The following is a 21,860-nucleotide window of genomic DNA, read 5'->3' as shown; positions in this document are numbered from 1 at the left end:
CGTGCGTGTCTATTCTTTTCCGCGCTTTGCCATCAGTAGATAAAGTACTCGATGCGTTGAATTCTTCGGGTGAATTTATCGAAATCCCTCGTTCTATAGTTCGAGAACATGTAAACGGCTTTTTAGATGTATGCCGTGAAGAAATTCGGGCGAACGTAATTACAGAGCCGGAGCAGCTTGCTCTGGAAATAATTTTGCCCCGAATGCAGGCGTACATTCGTGCTCAGTCTCGCCCTCACTTTAGAAGAGTGCTGAATGGCACAGGCGTTGTTGTACATACGAACCTTGGGCGCTCCCTTTTAGCAGAAAAGGCTGTCGAAGCTGTTACCGAGGCGTGCGCGCATTATTCCAACTTGGAATTTGATCTTACCACTGGTGAACGCGGCAGCCGTTACAGTCATGTTGAAGAGTTGTTATGCAAAGTTTGCGGTGCAGAAGCCGGACTTGTGGTCAATAACAACGCCGCCGCAGTGCTGATTGTGTTAGATACGCTATGCAAAGGTAAGGAAGTCCCTGTTTCTCGAGGACAGCTTGTCGAGATTGGCGGCAGTTTCCGTATTCCAGAAGTTATGGAAAAAAGCGGAGCGAAGTTGCGGGAAGTCGGTGCAACAAACCGTACGCATTTGAAAGACTATGAGCAGGCAATTACTGAGGAAACTGGTGCATTGCTGCGCGTACATACTTCAAATTACCGCATTGTTGGATTTCATAAAGAGGTAACGCTGGAAGAAATGGTTGCTCTTGGCAAAAAACATGACCTTCCAGTGATTGAAGACCTTGGTAGCGGCAGCTTTACAGATTTTTCTTCTCTGCGAATTGGTGAAGAACCGACTGTACAGCATGTTGTGGGAGCAGGTGCAGATGTGGTTACATTCTCAGGCGATAAAGTGCTTGGGGGACCACAGGCAGGCATTATTGTCGGTAAAAAGAAATATATCGATATGATTAAACGTAATCCGATGAACCGTGCATTACGTATCGACAAAATGACACTTGCTGCTCTGGAAGCCACAATGCGTTTGTATCGTGAGCCGGAACTTGCCCGTACAGAAATTCCAACACTCGCGATGATGTTTGCAGAGTTGCCAACATTGAAACAACGTGCGCGTCGCCTTGCAAATCGTATTAAAAAGGCGTGTGGTAATCAGGTGTCAGTCTCTGTGCTGGATGGTAATTCCCGTGTTGGCGGCGGCTCTTTTCCAGAACGTGACTTGCCTACAGCACTGGTTGCAATTACTCCGTCTGCAATTTCTGAAACAGCGCTGAAAAAGGCGCTGCTTGATACAACACCACCTTTAGTAGGCAGAATTGAGCATCAGGCTTTTTGTTTAGACCCTCGCACGCTGAGCGATAAAGAATTCAGTCTGGTCATCGACGCACTTCAGCAAGCTCTTAATATTGATGAGTAATAAAATTGCACGAACTGTGTGCATTGGAGATATAGAGTATGAGTTCAAATTCCTTATCCTGCGAGCCTAAAAGCTGCTGGGAAGTATATAATAGTGATAGCGATCTGGCTGCAATGGATTCTCTTGCTGCGCGATACGTGGAGTTTCTTTCAACGTGCAAAACTGAGCGTGAGACCATTGCTTATGCGGTTCAGCGTCTTGGAGCAGCAGGTTTTTCAACTGATATTTCTACTGGAAAGTATTACACCGTCCTTCAGGATAAGACACTGTTCGTAGCCCGCAAGGGTGAAAAATCACTCGCAGAAGGCGTACATCTTATTGGCGCACATGCCGATACCCCTCGTATCGATTTCAAGCAGCATCCACTGTATGAAACTTGTGGTGTTGCACAAGCAAAAACACATTACTACGGTGGAATTCGTAAGTACCAGTGGCTCTCTCGTCCTCTTGCACTGCATGGTGTTGTGGTAAAAGAAAACGGTGAAAAAGTTATCGTGAATATCGGTGAAGATGCATCTGATCCAGTGTTCACAATTGCAGACCTTCTTCCGCATCTGGCACAGGATCAGTCTAAAAAAGTTCTTTCAGAAGCATTCGAAGCAGAACGATTAAATATTATCCTCGCGCATCGTCCGGTAGAAGTGGAAGACGAAGAAAGTAAGGATGCTCCAAAAGATAAAATTAAGCAGCGTGTATTAAATATTCTGCACGAGAAATACGGCATCAACGAGGAAGATTTATACTCTTCTGAATTACAGGCTGTTCCTGCTGGTTCTGCCCGTATGGTTGGGTTGGATGAATCTATCATCGGTGGCTATGGTCAGGATGATCGTATCTGCTGCTTTACTGCGTTGGAAGCATTGCTCGAAACTGAAGCGTCAGACTACGCTCAGGTTATTGTACTGTGGGATAAAGAAGAAATCGGTTCAGAAGGCTCCACAGGCGCGAAGTCCCGTTTCTTTGAATACTGCATTGAAGATATTATTGAAGCATGGAACCCAGATGTTCGTTTCCGTCAGGTAATGCTTGCAACCCGCGCTCTTTCTTCCGATGTACACGGTGCATTGGACCCTGATTATCAGGAAGTGCATGAGAAATTAAACTCAGCTACTCTCGGATACGGTCCTTGTTTCTGCAAGTTTACTGGTCATCGTGGCAAGTACGAAGCCAACGATGCGCACCCTGAATATTTAGGCTGGCTGCGTGGTGTTATGAATACCGCCGGTGTGCCGTGGCAGATGGCAGAACTTGGCAAGGTTGACCATGGTGGTGGCGGTACTGTTGCAATGTACCTTGCCATGTACGGCATGAATATTGTTGATTTCGGACCGGGGCTGCTGGCAATGCACAGCCCGTTTGAGTTGGCAAGCAAAGCTGATTTGTATGCAACGATGAAAGCATTTTCTGCTTTTTTGGAAGCTAAATAATATGACTAAGCGATGGGACGTGTTCCCATCGCTTTTTACTTTTACGGCGTTGGTTGCAGGAAGTTGTTTGCGAACAGCGACACCTGCTTCTGACGATTCCAATTGAAAATCAGTGAGCAGGTAGCCCCGCGGAGTATTTTTTTGTGAAGTGATGTACAGAGCATTGCGGTTTATATCAGCAAGCCCTGTGCTGAAGGTTCTCGAAAGCTGAAATTCGGGGACACTGTTAATAATCTCAAACGGCGTCGAGTCGTTATATGTAGTCGCAACTCTGCGTAACGTCGCAAGGAGTCAGAATATGCTTGATTTTATGTTTCATATGCCGACCAAATTGATCTTCGGTAGCGGTAAATTGAAAGAGTTGGCTGATCCGGCAAATGTTCCCGGTAAAAAAGCGTTTATTGTTATCAGTTCCGGCGGCTCCATGATTCGCCACAGCTACCTGACATTTGTGCAGAACATGCTGAATCATAATAATATTGAAAGCGTGGTCTACAATAAAATTCAGGAAAATCCGATTTTAGACCATGTTACGGAAGGCGCAAAGCTTGCGAGGCAACATGAGTGCGATTTTGTTATCGGACTTGGTGGCGGCAGTTCTATTGATTCTGCAAAGTCAATTGCGCTCATGGCAAATAACGAAGGGAACTATTGGGATTACATGCAGGCAGGCACAGGCGGTAAAAAAATTCCTGCAAACCCTGCGTTACCAATTGTTGCTATCCCGACGACTGCTGGCACAGGAACCGAAGCAGACCCGTGGACAGTTATTACCAATAGTGAAACCAATGAAAAGATTGGTTGGGGTAACGATTCAACATACCCAACTGTTTCTATTATCGACCCTTGGTTTACGCTGACTGTGCCACCTAAAGTTACTGCATTTACAGGTATGGATGCCTTTTTCCATTCAGTAGAAACATACCTTTCTGCGCAGCGTCAGCCAACTAGTGATTTGCTTTCGCAGCAGGCAGTACATTTGATTTATAGTTTCTTGCCGGAAATCGTAGCGGAAGGGCAGAACATAGAAGCTCGTACTATGGTTTCATGGGCATCCACAGCCGCAGGTGTGTGTCAGTCCTTGTCTTCTTGTATGTCTTTGCATTCTATGGAACATGCGCTTTCTGCATTCTATCCAGAAATTCCTCATGGTGCTGGTTTGATTATGCTTTCACGCGCGTATTTCAAACATATCACACCGCATATGCCGGAGCGCATGGTTGATCTAGCATATTTTATGGAAGTAGATGTTGACGCATTGCCGGAAGATAAACGTCCATTCGCCTTTGTTGATGCGCTTGATAGGCTTATCAACAATATTGGCATGGGTAAGCTTTCGCTGTCAGAGTACGGTGTAAAGAAAGAAGACTGCGCAAAAATGGCAAAGAATGCCATGGAAACAATGGGTGTACTGTTTGCCTGTACGCCGGTTGAAACTTCTGAAGCAGAAGTTACTGCTATTTTCGAAGAGTCATTTTAGACACAAAAGTTATGTCGGTGTTTTTTAGAAAGTATCTCCGGCGGGCAAGGGACTTGAAGCTCCTTGCATCTCCCATTACGCAATTTCATTTTGTGTAGCTGAAAAAGTTGTGGCGCGCTCTTGATTTTGTGGGAAGGTCTTGCGAAGTCATTGCCGACAGATGGAAAAATGAATTAGATTTATTCGCACATATTGTATGTGCGAAGGCTCATATACATAAGAAAAGCTGCTGTGATTGTTCACAGCAGCTTTTTTAGCGTTAGTCCCAAGGGGAAATTGTGTGCTCACGTAACCACGAGTAGGGGGGACGAATACCGTATTGCAAGAGCGAGTCAAGCTGACTTTCCGGTGCTCCGGTTCCCTTTAGTTCGCCTTGATGGAGGACGATCATAGAATCTGCTAGATCGATAACCGGCTCTAAGTCGTGCACGGAAACGATTTGCGTCAACCCTTGTTCCTTATTTGCCTTCATGATTGACCGCATTTCGAGCATTGCTGGATAATCGAGACCGGAAAACGGTTCGTCCAGCAATAGCAATGAAGGTGTCGAAAGGAGCGACACGGCTAAACAAAGTTTGCGTTTTTGTCCGTACGAAAGAGCATGTACTGCTGAATCCCAATGAGTAAGCAAGGAAAAGCGTTCTGCCATTGTCTGGCAGGTTGCTTCAGCTTCCGTATCGTTTGGTGGAAATGCAAGCATCATATCTTCAGCAACAGTTGCACCGATGATCTGCAAATCTGCATCTTGTAGAACAAGTGCACTTCGCTCTCTCAGCTGTTTTTCGTTACCTTTAGCACTGATAGCATCAACAGCCAGTTCTCCCGCAGAAGGAGTCTGTAGTCCGGCAAGAAGGGAAAATAGCGTTGATTTACCACTGCCGTTTGTACCGCAGAGACAAACAAGCTCTCCTTTAGGGATAGAAAAAGAGATATTGTTCAGCGCAGGAGCTGTGTTCCCCCGATATGTGAAAGAAAGGTTTTCCGCTGTTATCATTCGGGCAGTAACCTTTGCTTACGTAGAAAACGTAGCGCAATTGCAGCCGCTGCAACTTTGACAAGATCACCCCATATGAAAGGTGCTATCCCGATAGCCGCTGCTTTTGTAAATGAAATATCCAGAACGAATTTTAATCGTACAAAACCAACAAGGTACACAAAGGCTAAGCCGAGAAGCCCCCAGACCAGAGGCATAATGTCGTTTTTGCTATGCTTTCCCATCCCTGCAATGTAGGCTGTTCCCACAAATCCAATCAGGTACCCGCCAGTAGGACCGAACAGAATAGCAAAGCCTGCTTTGCCACCTGCAAAAATAGGTAGCCCGATGGCTCCGGCGAGTATGTACAAAAGCATGGTCGCTGCACCATTTACAGGTCCAAGAATAAATCCTGCCAATACAATAAAAAAGGTTTGCAGGGTTACCGGCACAGGACCGATGGGGATTTGTATAAGTGCTCCAACAGCAATGAGCGCAGCAAGCAGGGCAATCCATACTTGTCTGTGCAATCCTGTAAGTGGTGATGATTGCATATTGTTTCCTTACCATTTTCTGTCTGCGGTATTGCAGCCAGTGCATATGTTGTGAGGTACCTTGCTGATGCAAGGGTACTTGTTTTGAGTAACATGTTGAAAGATATAGTACCGAGGAAGTGCAAAGCCTACAAGTCAGGCTAGTATAGCGCGAATTGCATATATCTGCACTAAGAGTCATGTCTCTTTGGTGGACGGATGAAACAAGGTGCGATATTGAATGTTTTTCTGCAAAAATCAATGGTAGTTTCAATTAATGAACCAACTTTCTGAATATACACCGCGTTTGGAAGTCTCTCTGTGCGGCAGAGACTGGACGCTTGATAGAGCCGCTGATCTGGAAACACTATGGGAATCCATGGTGGATGATGATTTTGATGACGATGAGCGCCTGCCGTACTGGACAGAGTTATGGCCTTCTAGTCTGGTGCTCGGCGAACATTTGTTTGCACACAAAGAAATGATAGTTGGAAAAAACTGTCTGGATATTGGGTGTGGGCTTGGTTTGACCGCCATTATAGCATCGTGGCTTGGTGCGCATGTCGTCGCAATGGACTATGAATTTGAAGCGCTGCGTTTTGCCAGAAAGAATGCGGCACTCAATAATGTTGTACAACCGCAGTGGACCCTTATGGACTGGCGTTTTCCCGCAGTGCGTCCTAAGTCAGTCGATGTTATGTGGGGCGGCGACATTATGTACGAGACACGTTTTGTTGAACCGGTGCTTTCTTTTCTTGACCATTGCCTTGTTTCTGGCGGCTGTGCATGGGTGGCAGAACCTAATAGAAATGTGTACAACGAATTTAAAGCGCAGCTTGATAAAAGGGGATGGAAATCCCGAAAGTTGCGCACCGAGAAAACATCTGCAATCTATGAGCAGCCATCAAAAGTGACTGTTAATCTTTGGGAACTGTCCCGCTAGAATTTCGGGAAGTCTGGAGGTGATATGGGACGTACAATTCGCTTCGGCGTATCCCTTGATTCTGAACTGTTAGAAAAGTTTGATGATTTATGTGATGACCGCTGTTATCAGACCCGCTCTGAGGCTATACGCGATTTGATTCGTAATACTCTTGTGCAGCAGGAATGGGAGCAGGATGATAAAGAGTTAGCTGGAACGCTGACGCTTGTGTATGACCACCATAAAAGTGATCTTGCACAGCGACTTACAGAGATTCAGCATGATGCTCATGACATGATTATTACTTCCATGCATGTTCATCTGGATCATGACAATTGTCTGGAAGTTCTTGTTCTAAAAGGAAGTGGAGCTAAGATTCGCACCTTAGCTCAAAAGCTTACCTCCACAAAAGGAGTTAAGCACGGTAAATTAAACTTAACGACAACAGGACAAGACATTGCCTAAAAAGCTGCAAGATATTCAGATGAGTACGTCTGAGGTGGCTATTCCTATCGACAGTGTAGGGGTTAAGAATCTTCGGGTTCCTCTTTCTGTGCGTGATCGTGAAAATGGCGCGCAGCATACCGTTGCTGATGTAGAAGTCGGGGTTGATTTACCGGCAGCATTTAAAGGCACGCACATGAGTCGTTTTGTTGAGTCGCTTGAAAGCTTTGGCGAAAAGTTAGACTACAACAGTTTAAAAGAATTGCTCATGCAGATTCAGGAACGGTTGAGCGCTCGTAATGCTTTTATATCATTTACGTTCCCGTATTTTATGACGCTGTCGTCTCCAGCTACTAAGCGTAAAAGCCGTATGAATTACGAGGTAACTCTTACAGGTGCGCTTGAAGAAAATGAAATGAGTTGCATGCTTGAAGCGTGTGTACCAGTTATGACAGTGTGCCCATGTTCAAAAGCTATTTCTGATGAAGGCGCTCATAGCCAGCGTGCTGAAATTCGGCTTCAGATCAATATGAACGGCTTTGCGTGGATTGAAGAATTTATTGAAATTGCGAATAACGCAGGTTCATCACCAGTGTATTCATTGCTGAAACGTGAAGATGAAAAGTATGTGACAGAATATGCTTTTGCAAACCCTACATTTGTAGAAGATGTTGTCCGTGCTGTTGCGCAGCAATTGAGCGATCATGAAAAAATTGATTGGTACAGAGTGGAAGTGGAAAGTTTTGAGTCTATCCATAACCACAGTGCATACGCGGTAATTGAAAGCAAGTAGCTTACCCTGCGCTGGCTTCATGCTACGGTGTAATTTTCAAATAAAAAAGGCTGCCCATAGAGTTATGGGCAGCCTTTTTTATTTGTAAGATATCGAATGGAAAATTATTCGCCACCTTCGGTGACTGCATAGCCTTGATGAGCGAGTCCTGTGGAAGCAGGAGTTCCGGCAATTTTACTTAAGAACACATCGCCGAGCTTTTCAATATGGTTTGAGATAGAGTCGAAGTAGTTGTAATGCATTTGCTCTTCTTCGATAATAGTCTCAAATATTTTTTGGCTTCCGCTGTCACCGTTTTCTCGACAGACAATCAGGAATTGGTTGTATTGCTCAATGGTGTCGTCTTCTTGGTGTGCATCAAAAGGAAAGATGCGTTCCACTGCTTGTTTTCGTTCCACTGGGCAGCACAGGTCAGCCGTCGGTTCTCCGCCAAGCTCTTTAATGCGTTCAGCAAACATTTCTGCGTGGCGCATTTCATCCAAAGCAATAAGTTTGACTTGCTTTGCAAGCTCCCCGTAGTCCATGTCGTCCAACCCGTAATGTTGATTCATGTACTGGGTAATGGCGTGCAGTTCCATGCTGCGTGCTTTGTTCAGTACATCAATAACTTTTTGACGACGGGCTTCTTTGTCAGACTTGCTCATACAGAATTCTCCTATAAAGGTATCGACAGGTCAGCATGCTGACACAATCTCTTTGTTGTTTGGAGAAAACTGTACCGCAGTGTTTGAGAAAAAGCCTATGATTGTTGGGCGTTAACCACGTTGATATAATCGTTGTGAACTTGCGTGCATGCGTCCTTCGATTCCTGCAATTGTTTTAGGAATCTGTTGTCCGAGTACTCTGTGCCCTTCGCGTGTGATGTAAATATCGTCCTCAATTCTGATACCGCCAAATTCGCTGAACTGGCTTGCTACATCAAAGTTGATGAACTCTTTACAAGTGCCTTCTGCTTTCCATTGCTCCATAAGAGCAGGGATAAAGTAGCAGCCCGGTTCGACTGTGATGACAAATCCATGCTGTAATTTGCGACCAAGCCGCAGACCACGAAGTCCGAACTGGTCAGAACGGGTAATCGTATCATCGTAGCCAACAAAGTCTTCGCCGAGTCCTTCCATGTCATGTACATCCAGACCAAGCATATGCCCCAACCCATGCGGGAAGAAGAGGGCGTGTGCTCCTGCTGCTACAATATCTTCAACATTACCCTTAAGGATACCTAAGTCTTTCAGACCGGAAGCTATGGTTGTGGCTGCGGTGAGGTGGCAATCTAAAAATGCAATGTCAGGTGCACATTGAGAAATAGCAGCTTCCTGCGCGGCGAGTACTATGGAGTATATATCGCGTTGTTGTTCGGTAAATGTGCCGGAAACAGGAAATGTTCTAGTTATGTCAGAAGCGTAATGGTTTGCTGATTCAGCACCGGAGTCAATGAGCAGCAAGTCTCCAGAGTGAAGCATATGGCTGTATTCGTGATTATGGAGAATTTGACCACGACCTGTGCATATTGGAGTAAAAGATGGAGAAGTGCCAGCAAGCGCAAGGGTGGAGTGAAGAACAGATACAATCTGTCGTTCAGATGCTCCGGGACGTGCTGCTGAAAGTGCGTTGGCATACATGGCGTAGGAAGTTTCTAAAGCCAGCTCAATCTCCATGACTTCTTCAATGGATTTGATGGAACGCAGGTTCACAACTTCTTCAATAAATGGTGTGGAGATAAACGTATCTGCTTCCATAATGCCACAGTCAAGTAATTGCACCAGACGCATACGTGTGTCAGCACGATAGACAGGCAGTACGTGTACAGGGCGTTCTTTTTTGCGTGCATCGGAAATCATCTGAGAAAGCGTGTCTTCGTTGCCGTACCGTTCTGCACCGCAGCGAGCGGCAAGCTCTTCCGGTGTGGCAAGCGCGCCAGACCAGATGATGTCGTCCATTGAAAAGCCTTGATCGAAATACCATGACTCGCCTGCATCAAGATCAATTACACCAGTTAAGCCCTCATGGTTGTGCCCGAAAAAGTACAGAAATGAGGAATCTTGACGAAACGGGTACGCGTTATTTGTGTAGTTCATCGGAGAAGCTGAATTCCCCGGGAATAAAAGCAGACCTTTTTCACCGCGCTCTGTAAGACGAGCGCATAACGTTTTGCGTCGTTCAACATACGTAGCAGCAGAAAACATGAAGCCTCCGGATTGTGTTGTGTCCGTTACCGTCACAAGTGATACAAAAAATTAGAAAATGTTGTGGTGAAAAGATGATACCTGCTTAACAGGGATTTGAAAATCAAAAAAGGCTTCATGACGCGCTGACATCATGAAGCCTTTTCTGTCCCAGTGTCGTATGATGGATGGTGGTGGAAGAGGAGGTGGGTCCTCCGAGCGACACTGAAACCTTATGAGAGGAGCACTATGTGCTGATGAACGTACCCCGGTTGCCGACGAGTTACGTTCGCTTTTAGACAAATGGAGGAGGTTCGGATGAACCAGTTACTGTTGCTATTCTATATCCAAATGCCGTGCCAAAAGATGGAATTTTTATAATATATTGATATGTTTGAATTTATATTTAGAGAGGAATAGGTGGGGTGAAGGGATGGGGTGTTGCATAATGCAACGTTAGAGAAGGTCGGTATTGAAAATGGCTGTCATTTGGCGGGATGCACGGCAGATGTTGCACAATGCAACGTGTTGCATTGTGCAACATCCAGAAAATAAAAAGTAATTATCAGATGTTATGCGCAAAATTTTTTTAATTTGCGCCACAGCGTTGCGCGGTCAATTCCCAAAATTTTTGCAGCAGCAGCCTTACTGCCATCAACAGATTCCAGAACTTGAGTGATATGTTCTTGTTCAACATCGGCGAGAGTTCTGTGTATGTTGTTAGTGGGAACATGGCGCGACTTTTCGCTGCCTTTAGAAAATTCTTGCGGCAAGTGTTTCAGGTGGATGGTTTCACCGTCACATAACACCACAGCACGTTCAATAATGTTTTCCAGTTCACGAACGTTGCCGGGGTATGAATGTCGCATCAAAGCCAGCATGGCATTCTCAGACAGTGAGGTAACTTCTTTATTAAAATTTTTACTATATTTTTGCATAAAGAAATTACAGAACAAGGGAATGTCGTCAGGGCGCTTGCGTAATGCAGGAATGCGAAGCGTGAATACATTGAGACGGTAGAATAAATCTTGCCGGAACTGGTTATCTTCTACGAGTTTTTCAAGATTGCGGTGTGTTGCTGCTATCACACGCACATCAATGGATATATCTGAGGTTCCGCCGACGCGGGTAATTGTGCGCTCTTGCAGGACTCGCAGCAGCTGAACTTGCATATTTATTGGCATCTCGCCTATCTCATCAAGAAGAAGAGTCCCCTTACTTGCCGCTTCGAAAATACCTTCCTTGGTGGACTGAGCACCTGTAAATGCCCCTTTTTCGTGTCCGAAGAGTTCGTTTGCCAGAAGCTCTGCACTAAAGACACCAGCATTGGTCGCATAAAAGCGATTGTTAGCGCGGGCACTTAACTTGTGGAGCATTTTCGCAACCATCTCTTTACCAGTCCCCGTTTCGCCTTGAATCAAAACGGTGCAATCGAGCGGCGCGATTCGGGCAATTTCTTTTTTCAGCTCCTGCATAGCCGCACTTTTACCGATAAGGGTAGGCATGGCTTGCTGCTTTTGGAGAATCTGGCGCAGCTCATTCACTTCGGACTGAAGCTGGTTTTTCTCCATTGCTTTTTCGATGATGACAAGCAGGTCGGCTGGATTTTCTGGTAACGAGAGGAAATGAAACGCACCCATTTGCATAGCACGTACCGCAGCATCAACACGAGCTGCTCGTGATACAAGAATGACTTCCGTGTCCGGCGTGTCTGCTTTGATAGTCTTGAGCAGATTTTGTTTTTGCGCGTGGTGCTCTTCCAGACCGGCTATGACAACAGAAAACGGCTCCCGCGCAAGAGCGGAGCGTGTTTCGTTGTGGTTATGAACGTGTATTACTTCATATCCTGCTGATCGGAGAAGTTTTGGAAGGGCAGCCAGTGAACCGTTATCTTTATCAACTACTAAAATATTGCGTCTCATAAGCACTAAAAAATAGTGGAGCGCAGCAAAGAGGTCAATGGCTATGTACCACTGGAAAGAGGTTGCACATGCTTTTGCCTGACAGTAAGGTGCTGTATGCGTGAAGAACTACTATTATATTTACAAGAATTACCCTTGGCTACTATGCTGACAGCATTTTTCGGTGTGCTCACTATTGTATGGGCTAAGAAAAAAATTGACGACACAGAGTCGCAACGTCAGGAGCGTATTTCCAATCTAGATAAATTCCTTGCAAAGAATACGGACACGCCTGTGGATCGTCCTAACCGGCGTGCGCGTAAAAAAGCGCTGCAATCTATTGAGCACCGGTTTACTATCATCCGCCGCATCGCTCTGTTCTTTTTAATATTTGCATGGGTCATTGTCCTTGTCTTTCCGTATGTCGGTAGTATCCCTGCAACATATATATCGGTGTTTGCTGCATCCATCGGTGTGGTTGTGGGTATGATGGCGCGCCCATTAATTGAGAACACAATTGCAGGAATGGTTATTTCCTTTTCGCAGCCTTTCCGTATTAACGACACGGTCGTAGTTGATGGTCATTATGGAACAATCGAAGATATCACGACTATTCATACGGTGCTTAAATTGTGGAACTGGAAGAGGGTAATTTTTCCCAATAGCATGATGCTCTCTCAAAAAGTAATCAACTACACCAAAGCAGACCGCTACCAGTGGGTACATGTTGAGTTTTTTGTTTCATATGATTGTGATCTGGATGAAATTGAAAGGCTCGTAAAGCGTGAAGTTGTATGCTGCGATAACTTTATCGATTATGAAGACCCGCAATTTTGGGTAATCAGTATGGATGAGCGCTACTTTAAGTGTTGGGTGGTTGCATGGGCAGATAATCCGCCTTCAGCATGGCAACTAGGACATGAAGTCCGCTCCAGAATTATCAAGATCTTCAATCGCCATGGTATTAAAGCCTCGAAAGTTGATTTTAATCTTACACCGGAAGTACCAGACCCGCCGCAAATGACAGGCTCGTAAAAGCACTGTTAAACTTTCCGATAGGTCAATTGCGGGTCTTTTATATGCGTCACAAGTAATTATTCCAAACAGTTATGCTTTTTTTAGCAGGCGCATACTTGAGGAAGACCACATTTTAGTGTGCTGTAAAGTTTTGTTTACAACGGCGTAATGTGTTGATTTTAGGCAGTTATCAAGGATGTGTTGATTTTAGGTGCATACTTTAGTGTAAACTTAAGTATGCACTTTTTGTTTATGTGAATTGCGTGAATATTCTGTGAGTTTTTGTAATATATTGAAATAGCTATTTTTCTTATTTGTGAAAAAAGTGGCATTGTCCTTGCTATTAGAATGCTGAGTCTACAGGTCTACTCGTAGACTGTAACGAGGAAGGAATTGCCGATTTGCAAAGGAGGAAATGCATAATGGCTGAAGACAAAAATATCGTGGTTGACGAAGGGAAATCTAGTATTTCCGATTTATGGCTGAAGGAAGATTACTGGGCTATCTGGCTTGGTGCAGTAATTTTGCTTGTTGGTAGTCTTATCTACTTTAACAATGCTCCAGAAGGTCTTGACGCTAAAATTGCGAAAGCAAACTCCATTATGCAGGAGCAGGCTGAGTACGCACCGTTTAAGACTGTTGCTTACTACGAAGCTCAGGATAGCAAAGGCAAGCTTAAAGCTACTAGCTCTTCAATTGGTAAAACAATTAAGTCTTGGACTAGCAAGCCTAAGAAATGGAAATCTAACCCGCTTGACGCTTTCTACATGGATCAGGCAGGCGCAGATGCTTTAAATGCTAAATACAAGCCTAAGTATGAAGCTGCTGCTGCTAAAACAAAAGCTGCTAAAATGGCTGCTCTTACAGCACAGGAAGCTGCTGCACAGGCAACTTTCACAAACGCTGCTCTTAACGACGAAGCTATTTCTAAAATCGCTACATGGCGTAAAGCTCGTCAGGCTTCCAAAAAAGCTAAAAAGAAAATTAAACATAAGCCTTACAACTTGTTCCCATCCCTTCTCGGACTTTGCCTCGTAATGGCAGTAATGTTCTCTCTGGGTATCAAAGTTATGGGTAAAGATGCTGGTGGATTCCTCAAAGGTTTCTTCGCAGTATTCGCAGTTGGTGTATTTGCGTACCTCATGGGTTACCAGGCAACCATGAAACATTACGGTATCGGCTACGCAGCATGGGCTATCGCTATCGGTATGCTTGTTGCGAACACAATCGGTACTCCTAAGTGGATCAAACCTGCTCTGGAAGTTGAATACTTCATTAAAACCGGTCTCGTACTTCTTGGTGCAGAAGTTCTCTTCAGCAAAGTTATCGCGATTGGTGTTCCTGGTATCTTCGTAGCTTGGGTTGTTACTCCTGTAGTTCTGATCTCTACATTTATTTTTGGTCAGAAAGTTATCAAGATGCCTTCCAAGTCTTTGAACATGGTTATTTCTGCTGATATGTCCGTATGTGGTACCTCTGCTGCTATTGCTACCGCTGCTGCATGTCGCGCTAAAAAAGAAGAACTTACTCTCTCCATCGGTCTCTCCCTCGTGTTTACTTCCATCATGATGATCGTGATGCCAGCAGTTATTAAAGCAACTGCAATGCCACACGTTCTTGGTGGTGCATGGATGGGTGGTACTATTGACGCAACTGGTGCTGTAGCTGCTGCGGGTGCTTTCCTCTCTGAGAAAGCTATGTTTGTTGCTGCTACCATTAAAATGATTCAGAACGTTCTTATTGGTGTAACTGCATTCTGCGTAGCTGTTTACTGGTGCACCAAAGTTGAAGCTGAAGCAGGCAAGAAAGTTGGCTGGATGGAAATCTGGCACCGCTTCCCTAAATTCGTTATCGGCTTCGTTATCGCTTCTGTAATCTTCTCTACTATCTACACCAGCCTTGGTTCCGATGCAGGTTTTGCAATGGTTGACCACGGTGTAATCCGCGGCTTCTCCAAAATCTTCCGCGGTTGGTTCTTCTGCCTCAGCTTCGCAGCAATTGGTCTTGCTACTAACTTCCGCGAGCTTGCAGGCTACTTCAAAGGCGGCAAGCCGCTTATCCTGTACGTTTGTGGTCAGTCCCTCAACTTGGTATTGACTCTTACAATGGCGTACATCATGTTCTACGTAGTATTCCCTGAGATTACTGCTAAGATCTAAATGCATACAAAGGCGGGAGAGGGCAGGCTCTCTCCCGCTTTATAAGCAATCACCCTGTCCAGTGCTCTCCACTGTGTAAGGAATGAGACGATGACAATTAATAAGACAAGTGCTTTCTACAGATGGACCAAATTTTTTGTGGGCCTCGCAATTTTTTGGTCTTTTACCTACGTTATTTGTCCTGCCATTACTGCAAGTTCTGAAGATTTTACTACCATGGCTAAATTTATTGATGACAGCGGTATTGAAACAGGTGAATTTTACTACACTGATATTGAAGTGTGCGGCGAAGCCGACCTAGGTGCCCGCTCGACGTTTGAGCATATGCCTCGCTCAATGAACGTAGCAGTGAAGTAGATTTTTTTACTTGGCTTGTTTTTTGTCTGTGACCCCGTAGTGCACACTCTACGGGGTCTTTATACATTTTATGTGTTTACCTTTATCTGTGGAAATTTGTTTTGTATTCGGTTGTACCACTACAAGTTCTGCGCTACGGTGCTTTTTTCTATTGTTTATAACAGCCCGTATGTAAACAACTCAGGCTGATATATTCATAAGAAAATCGCAAACTTACTTGGGAGAAACTCCTGCATTATGCTTTTCCGTAAACCGTATTCTTTGCAAAAACAGTTCTTAAGTGGACTTGCGTTAGCATCGCTAGTGCTTGGGGTGATTTTTGCTATCGGCTTCTACATTCATATGCGTACAGTATTGGAAGATGAAGTTGAGGCGAAAGCAACTCTGACTTTTACACAAGTGGATGCCGTGCAAAATTACGTGCGAAAAGTGTTGCGCCCTAAAATGTTCGAAATGATGCCGAACACTTTCGTCATTGAAGCAATGAGTTCTTCCTATATTTCGCGCAGCGTAATGGATCATTTTAAAGGCGATGACGGGTATCTGTACCGTCGTGTATCCATTAATTCGCGTAATCCACACTCTGAAGCTAACACGCTTGAACGTAAATTTATTTCGTATTTCCGCGAGCACCCCAAAGAACTTATCTGGAAAGGCTACAAAGAGATTGCCGGACAGCGCTACTATGTGATGGCTCGTCCTGTGACATACACTGAAAGTTGCATGCGATGCCATGGTGATATTAATGATGCGCCTGTAGAAGTTGTTCAGCAGTATGGTGAACGTGGCTTTGATAAGGATGTTAATTCTATTGGCGGCGTAGACTTGGTAGGCATTAATGTCATGGCAAGTTTGGGGCAGTTGCAGAAAACTATTATTGGATATTTCGCATTTTTTGTTGTCGGCGCAATTGTCTTCTTTTCAACAACGAACGTGCTGTTTAAAGTTCTTGTTGTTGATAATATTAAACGTATTTCTTCCGTGTTCCGTGAAAATCTTGAGGAAACCGGAGGCATTGAACTGCTTGATAGTATTGAAGAGCAGGATGAGATTGAAGAGCTTGAAACAGGGCTGCTTGAATTAAACAACCATTTGTTTATGGCGCGTGCTCAGCTGAAAGAATATGCTGAAAACCTGCGCACAATGGTTGATGAACGTACAGAGGAGTTGACTCACGAAGCATTACAGCGCCGTTCAGACGTTGCATTGTTTGTGACCTTGCTTTCTCTTATGCAGAAAAGCCGTTCTCGAGGAGAGTTGCTAAATCTTGCTATGCCGGAAATAGGCAATCGTTTTCAGGCAACAACTGTGACGTATATTTGTACTTTTGCATCCAATACAAGCTATTCATGGCCGAGTGGTGCAGAATCACAAACGCTTCCTGAAGACTGGTTGTATATCATTACAGAAAGCGGCATCAAATTTGAGAGCAACCGCATCATTATTTCTGTGGAATCTAGCGCGGGGAACGCGGAAGGGCTTCTCATTCTTTATTGGGATGATCCGCGGTTTGTGCAGTTGCAGGATCATGGATTAATGCGCGCTCTTGGCAGGCAGCTAGGGGCAGCGGCTGAAAACCTTGTAGCGCTTGACAATATGATGCGGCAGATGCAGACACTCCAGACAATTGTTGAAGGTATTACAGATCCTCTTGTTCTGATGGATGCATCTTGTAACGTGCTTACAGCGAATAAGGCGGCATGTAACCTTTCTGCTGAGTTCAGCGCAGGACGCGATACCAGCGGAAATATTTTGACCATGCTTTCCGACTACAATGCTGCGGACGGCTGTTCTATGAAACTTGCGCTTTCACGCAAGGTTCCGTTTGTTGATGAAGTTGTGGTTGATGATGCACGTACCTTTGCTATGGGGATTTATCCTGTTATTCAGGGAGGGAATCTTCCTGACAGAGTCGTTGTTCATGTGCGTGAAACAACACGCGAAAAGCGGATGCTTGCGCAAATGCAGCAGCATGAAAAGCTGGCAACCATTGGTAAACTCGCGGCAGGGCTTGCACATGAAATCAACAACCCACTGGGTGTTATTCTCTGTTATGCTGAACTGTTAAAAGATGATGCAGCAGCAGAACAACAAACGCAGGATATTGATATTATTCTGCGCCACACACGCCATGCTCAGCGTGTTTTGCGCGATCTGCTTGATTTCGCCCGTCCTAAAGTATCGCATACCGGCACAGCAGATACAGCTCAGGTTGTGCACAGTATTGCAGAAGTGTTTTCCGTTCAGGCTGCGGCGAAAAAGGTCGAACTTACAGCATCTGTCATGGCGGAAAATGTTCTTGCTGCAATGGGTGAGCAGGAATTGGAACAAATATTGTCCAACCTTGTGATTAATGCCATTGATGCTGTGGAAGAAAATAAAGGGCAGATTCACTTGAGTGCTGTCCATGAAAATGATTCGGTGCAGGTGTGCATCGAAGATAACGGTGAAGGCATTTCGCCGGAAAATATGAATAGAATTTTTGATCCATTCTTTACAACAAAAGGTCCCGGTTCCGGAACCGGACTCGGGCTTGCTATTGTGTACGGAATGGTGACAGACCTTGGTGGTAAAGTGGAAGCAACAAGCAGTACCGATTTCGGCGGAGCAAAATTTGTTATTACGCTTCCAATTGCTACTTCGTGTGACCTTGGAGAAGAGTAATGGAACAAGGTGAAGTACAACAGACTATTCTGCTGGTAGATGACGAGCAGGATTTTGCGCGTGGTTTGCAGCGCCTTATTGTGCGTAAATTTCCGAATATGGAAGTTTTACTTGCTCATACAGGAAACGCGGCTCTCGATGTATTGAAGTCAACTCATGTTGATATCATGCTTACAGATATGCTCATGCCCGGTATGACAGGTATGGAGCTGTTACCTCTTGCTTTGGAACTGCGCCCTGATCTTTCTATGGTAATGCTTACGGCTCATGGCACTATTGAAACAGCCGTACAAGCAGTGAAATATGGTGCGTATGACTTTTTAACTAAACCTGTTGAGCCGTCAGAGCTTTTCAGGGTTGTTGCCAAAAGTCAGGAACGCGCTGCCTTGATGAATGAAAACAGACTGCTGAAAGAGCAGGTGCGTTCATTCAGTACATCAGATGAGCTTATCGGTGAATCTCCGGCGATGCAGCAGTTGAAGCTCTCTATTCAAGCTGTAGCACACTCTGATTACACTGTGCTCGTGCGTGGAGAATCTGGGACTGGTAAAGAAATGGTTGCCAGAATGATTCACCAATTGAGTACCCGTAATGAGAAAACGTTTTTAAGCGTCAACTGCCCTGCGATTCCCGAGCAGTTGCTTGAAAGTGAACTTTTCGGGCATGTGAAAGGCGCATTCACCGGTGCAGATAAAGATCATAAAGGGTTGTTCGCTACAACTGATGGTGGAACCCTGCACTTGGATGAAATTGGAGATATTTCTTTTCAAGTTCAGACAAAACTGTTGCGTGTTTTACAAGAAGGCGAAGTGCGTCCTGTTGGTGCAAACCATAATGAGCATGTTAATGTCCGTGTGGTTGCCTCGACCAATCAGGAGCTTGAAAAGCACATTCAGGATAAGTCGTTTCGTGAAGATCTGTACTACCGCTTAAATGTTCTTACGGTGACAATCCCACCTCTTCGGGAGAGAGTTACCGATATCCCGTTGCTCACGTACCATTTTTTACGACAATCTTGTACGGAAATGGGGCTGCAGGAGAAGGGAATTGCGCCGGATGTGCTGACGTACCTTTCCACAAAACAATGGCAAGGCAATGTGCGTGAGCTGCAAAACTATGTGCGCCGATTAACTGTGTTCTGCTCTGGTGAAACAGTCGATATGAATGTTGTCCGGCTTGTAGATAGTGGCACGTTGACGGCTGTAGCTGCTCCTGAAAGTGATTCTTCAGGGATTACTCAGTACAAGGAAGCAAAAAACAAGGTTATTGATGATTTTACGCAAGCGTATGTTTCTGACCTGCTTAAAAGCACTAAAGGAAATATTTCTGAAGCTGCGCGTGTGTCAGGATTATCCCGTGTAGCACTTCAGAAAATTTTGGCTCGCCTTAACATGGACGCGGCAAGTTTTAGATAGCCCTGCTCGCAACGAAGTCCGCTTGGTTGCAAAGCGAACAGGTTATTTCGGCAAAAGTGTCTGCCGCTTATCATATGGTTTGTAGGCTCCCATCGTTGTGATGGGAGTCTCTTTTTTGTTCTAAGCACCGTTTTGTAATAACGCATTTTTGGATTCTTTATTCTATCCACCAAATACACAAAACCCCCGATAGCTGCATGACTATTGGGGGTTCTTAGCTTGGCGCATAAAAAATTATTTTGGCGGGTTGTACTTTTCTGGTGCAGGGTCTTTTGTGATGCCGTAAGTGGCGATACCTTCATGGTCTTCCGGCAGATGTTCGGTTACAGGCATACCGTCTTTGTTAACAAACAACATACAGTGACAGTACTTGTAGCTTTTCATGTCCTTGCATGGGCAGAGCCATGTTCGGGATTTAATTTCTTCTGCCTTGTCCGGATAGAAGCGGCAAGGGCAGAGAGGTTTACCCAGCGTGTCGATGTTGTTTGCAAGTCCGAGTACTACCGCGTCAGTTACTTCTGGCATTGAGTGGGTTGTAAGACCTGTTTTATCGCAATATTTTGCAACGTAGTTACGCACGCGTTTAATAGTTTCTTCTGTTGGTTCGCTCATTTTGATGTCCTGAAAGAGTATTTGGCGGGATATAATCCCGCTCATTCAGGTAAGTATTTTGACGTGTGCTGTCAAGAGGTGACTGATGTGAGAACCGTTTGAATTCCATAAATATTTCAAAATATGCGTTAAAGAATATTAATGAAAAATGTGTAACTTATTGCAGCATTCGTATAGCTTAAATCCCTTCCTGTTGAGTATGGATATACAGTAAAAAATATTCTGAAAAAGAGCTGCTACAGTGGTGACTAATGCCGTGCTGCTTTTTTTGCGATAGTAGTACATTCTTTTGTGGAATTGATGAATTGCAGTATGATCTCTTTTTGTATGGGAGAATTTAGTGCGCAACGTTGCTATAACGGTCAATAAAAATTGATGGTTGTTCTTATCGAGCTAGACAATTGATCGGGAATAGCGTTAACTACAGTATCGGAGAGTCTCCACTGCGTAAAACGTATCTTTGTAATACGTGTCCGGTGGTTAAAGACTGTTGGATTTATATACTAATAACAGTGGCAACAGTGTGTTCTAAAATTTAAGTGATATACTGTCGTTGCTGGTGAGATTGCATACATTTTGAAGTAGGTATGGAACAGGAGAGAGTATGAAAACATTTTTCTTTTTTGGCGATTCTTTAACTCTCGGTGTAAGCGACCCGTCATTAAAGGGTTGGGTTGGTCAGTTAAGCTTGGCGTCCGGCGTGCCGGTTCCTCCTGCTACGTTTTATAATTTAGGTGCTCGTAAACATTCAAGTCAGGCAATCGCAAAGCGTTGGAAAAGTGAAGTTGAAGCCAGACTTATTCCAGAGAGTAAACCGCGCCTGATGTTCAGCTTTGGTGTTGTTGATATGGCAGCGCCTGCCGGAGTGCAGAATCTGACGATTGAAGAGTCTGTCGAGAATGCGCGTACTATATTAATAGATGCGGTGGAAACCTACGGTAAAAAGAATATTGTAATGGTCAGCCCGTTTCCTGTAACCAATGTTGAGCACCGTGAGCGTATCGGCAAATTGTCTGCTGCGTATTTGGATATGTGCGCAGACTACAATATTACGTATGTAGATATTTTTACCAAACTTTCTCAGCATGAGCCGTATTTAAATACCCTGACTGATGGTGTTCATCCAACCGAAGAGGGAAATGCAATTATTGCGAATACCCTGCATGAGCTGGAACACATCGTTTTGTGGATGAACAGCTAGATAAAGATGTTCGACGGGTGCTTCGTTTTGCTGTAAGGCAAGCCCGTATGTAATGTAGAAAGAGACCGTGCAACTGGTGTGCGGTCTCTTTTTTTATGAATTTTGATGGTTTTTTTCATGCTCTACTCTGTTTCCTTCTGTTTTTATTGTAGAAAATCATTATATAAAAAAAACTCATGAAAAAAGTGAATTCTTTGAATTTTACTTTATAAGCCGCGAAGCATAGTTACTCTCTCAACGGAGGAAAACGAAATGAAATACGTAATGAGTGCTTGGAAAAAGATTGAGAATGCTTTGGTAGACGTAACTTACGCAGAAGTTGGTTGCGGAACCATTTGTACTTGCTGCAAACGCTGCGGAAAGTAGAAAAAGCGCCGAAAGGCGCTTTTCT

18 protein-coding genes are annotated in these 21,860 nt (G+C 44.6%); 12 read left to right on the top strand and 6 right to left on the bottom strand.

The features are described 5' to 3' along the window. Nucleotides 1-5 precede the first annotated feature (5 nt). The 3 genes from selA to N4A56_RS08685 all read left to right on the top strand — a co-directional run bounded on the left by selA (nt 6) and on the right by N4A56_RS08685 (nt 4,316). Nucleotides 6-1,409 (top strand): L-seryl-tRNA(Sec) selenium transferase, encoded by a 1,404-nt coding sequence (gene selA / locus N4A56_RS08695; RefSeq protein WP_295546590.1) that lies wholly within the window; start codon nt 6-8, stop codon nt 1,407-1,409. Nucleotides 1,410-1,447: 38 nt separating this feature from the next. Continuing rightward, nucleotides 1,448-2,836 carry an aminopeptidase gene (locus tag N4A56_RS08690; protein WP_295546588.1) on the top strand — a complete coding sequence of 463 codons (1,389 nt, stop codon included), beginning with the start codon at nt 1,448-1,450 and terminating at the stop codon, nt 2,834-2,836. Nucleotides 2,837-3,134: 298 nt separating this feature from the next. Then, entirely contained in the window at nt 3,135-4,316 is a 1,182-nt protein-coding gene (locus N4A56_RS08685) for an iron-containing alcohol dehydrogenase (protein ID WP_295546585.1), read from the top strand. 259 nt (nt 4,317-4,575) lie between these two features. On the opposite strand, the gene N4A56_RS08680 is transcribed toward N4A56_RS08685, so the two are convergent. Further along, on the bottom strand, nt 4,576-5,310 hold the full coding sequence (locus N4A56_RS08680; protein WP_295546582.1) for an ABC transporter ATP-binding protein: 735 nt from the start codon (nt 5,308-5,310) through the stop codon (nt 4,576-4,578). Further along, on the bottom strand, nt 5,307-5,843 hold the full coding sequence (locus N4A56_RS08675; protein ID WP_293670189.1) for a biotin transporter BioY: 537 nt from the start codon (nt 5,841-5,843) through the stop codon (nt 5,307-5,309). The genes N4A56_RS08680 and N4A56_RS08675 overlap by 4 nt, the downstream gene beginning before the upstream one ends. A gap of 256 nt (nt 5,844-6,099) precedes the next feature. Between N4A56_RS08675 and N4A56_RS08670 the strand changes: the two genes are divergently transcribed. From N4A56_RS08670 to folE2, 3 genes are read left to right on the top strand one after another with little or no spacing between them, the layout of a single operon-like run. Further along, a complete protein-coding gene (locus tag N4A56_RS08670; protein WP_293670188.1) occupies nt 6,100-6,765 on the top strand; it encodes a 50S ribosomal protein L11 methyltransferase in 666 nt (221 codons plus the stop codon). 24 nt (nt 6,766-6,789) lie between these two features. Continuing rightward, complete coding sequence (gene nikR, locus N4A56_RS08665; RefSeq protein ID WP_293670186.1) at nt 6,790-7,209, top strand: nickel-responsive transcriptional regulator NikR; 420 nt, start codon at nt 6,790-6,792, stop codon at nt 7,207-7,209. A gap of 4 nt (nt 7,210-7,213) precedes the next feature. After that, a complete protein-coding gene (gene folE2, locus N4A56_RS08660) occupies nt 7,214-7,981 on the top strand; it encodes a GTP cyclohydrolase FolE2 (RefSeq protein WP_293670215.1) in 768 nt (255 codons plus the stop codon). A 104-nt stretch (nt 7,982-8,085) separates the two neighbouring features. On the opposite strand, the gene N4A56_RS08655 is transcribed toward folE2, so the two are convergent. The 3 genes from N4A56_RS08655 to N4A56_RS08645 form a co-directional block, all read right to left on the bottom strand. Further along, nucleotides 8,086-8,625, bottom strand: a complete 540-nt coding sequence (locus tag N4A56_RS08655; protein WP_293670185.1) for a ferritin-like domain-containing protein — start codon at nt 8,623-8,625, stop codon at nt 8,086-8,088. 111 nt (nt 8,626-8,736) lie between these two features. After that, nucleotides 8,737-10,164 carry an aminopeptidase P family protein gene (locus tag N4A56_RS08650; protein ID WP_295546578.1) on the bottom strand — a complete coding sequence of 476 codons (1,428 nt, stop codon included), beginning with the start codon at nt 10,162-10,164 and terminating at the stop codon, nt 8,737-8,739. 551 nt (nt 10,165-10,715) lie between these two features. After that, nucleotides 10,716-12,065 carry a sigma-54 dependent transcriptional regulator gene (locus tag N4A56_RS08645; RefSeq protein WP_295546575.1) on the bottom strand — a complete coding sequence of 450 codons (1,350 nt, stop codon included), beginning with the start codon at nt 12,063-12,065 and terminating at the stop codon, nt 10,716-10,718. A gap of 96 nt (nt 12,066-12,161) precedes the next feature. On the opposite strand from N4A56_RS08645, the gene N4A56_RS08640 reads away from it, so the two are divergent. The 5 genes from N4A56_RS08640 (at nt 12,162) to N4A56_RS08620 (ending at nt 19,656) form a co-directional block, all read left to right on the top strand. Beyond that, nucleotides 12,162-13,079: a mechanosensitive ion channel domain-containing protein gene (locus N4A56_RS08640; RefSeq protein WP_295546573.1), complete on the top strand. Its 918-nt coding sequence runs from the start codon at nt 12,162-12,164 to the stop codon at nt 13,077-13,079. Between the two features lie 404 nt (nt 13,080-13,483). Continuing rightward, nucleotides 13,484-15,220 carry a putative sulfate exporter family transporter gene (locus N4A56_RS08635; protein ID WP_295546571.1) on the top strand — a complete coding sequence of 579 codons (1,737 nt, stop codon included), beginning with the start codon at nt 13,484-13,486 and terminating at the stop codon, nt 15,218-15,220. 90 nt (nt 15,221-15,310) lie between these two features. Next, complete coding sequence (locus N4A56_RS08630; RefSeq protein WP_295546569.1) at nt 15,311-15,577, top strand: hypothetical protein; 267 nt, start codon at nt 15,311-15,313, stop codon at nt 15,575-15,577. Between the two features lie 237 nt (nt 15,578-15,814). Next, nucleotides 15,815-18,241: a DUF3365 domain-containing protein gene (locus N4A56_RS08625; protein ID WP_295546566.1), complete on the top strand. Its 2,427-nt coding sequence runs from the start codon at nt 15,815-15,817 to the stop codon at nt 18,239-18,241. After that, on the top strand, nt 18,241-19,656 hold the full coding sequence (locus N4A56_RS08620) for a sigma-54 dependent transcriptional regulator (protein ID WP_295546565.1): 1,416 nt from the start codon (nt 18,241-18,243) through the stop codon (nt 19,654-19,656). Before N4A56_RS08625 ends, N4A56_RS08620 begins: the two co-directional genes overlap by 1 nt. A 234-nt stretch (nt 19,657-19,890) precedes the next feature. Here the strand turns inward: N4A56_RS08620 and N4A56_RS08615 are convergent, their stop codons facing one another. Next, nucleotides 19,891-20,268, bottom strand: coding sequence for a ferredoxin-thioredoxin reductase catalytic domain-containing protein (locus tag N4A56_RS08615; protein ID WP_293670172.1), 378 nt, complete (start codon nt 20,266-20,268; stop codon nt 19,891-19,893). A gap of 604 nt (nt 20,269-20,872) precedes the next feature. Between N4A56_RS08615 and N4A56_RS08610 the strand changes: the two genes are divergently transcribed. Next, nucleotides 20,873-21,469: a GDSL-type esterase/lipase family protein gene (locus N4A56_RS08610; RefSeq protein ID WP_295546562.1), complete on the top strand. Its 597-nt coding sequence runs from the start codon at nt 20,873-20,875 to the stop codon at nt 21,467-21,469. The last annotated feature ends 391 nt before the right edge of the window (nt 21,470-21,860 follow it).

The organism is Halodesulfovibrio sp., assembly GCF_025210605.1.
Taxonomy (GTDB): domain Bacteria; phylum Desulfobacterota; class Desulfovibrionia; order Desulfovibrionales; family Desulfovibrionaceae; genus Halodesulfovibrio.
Note: the sequence above shows the minus strand (reverse complement) of the source record. Positions and strands in the feature narration are given on the sequence as shown.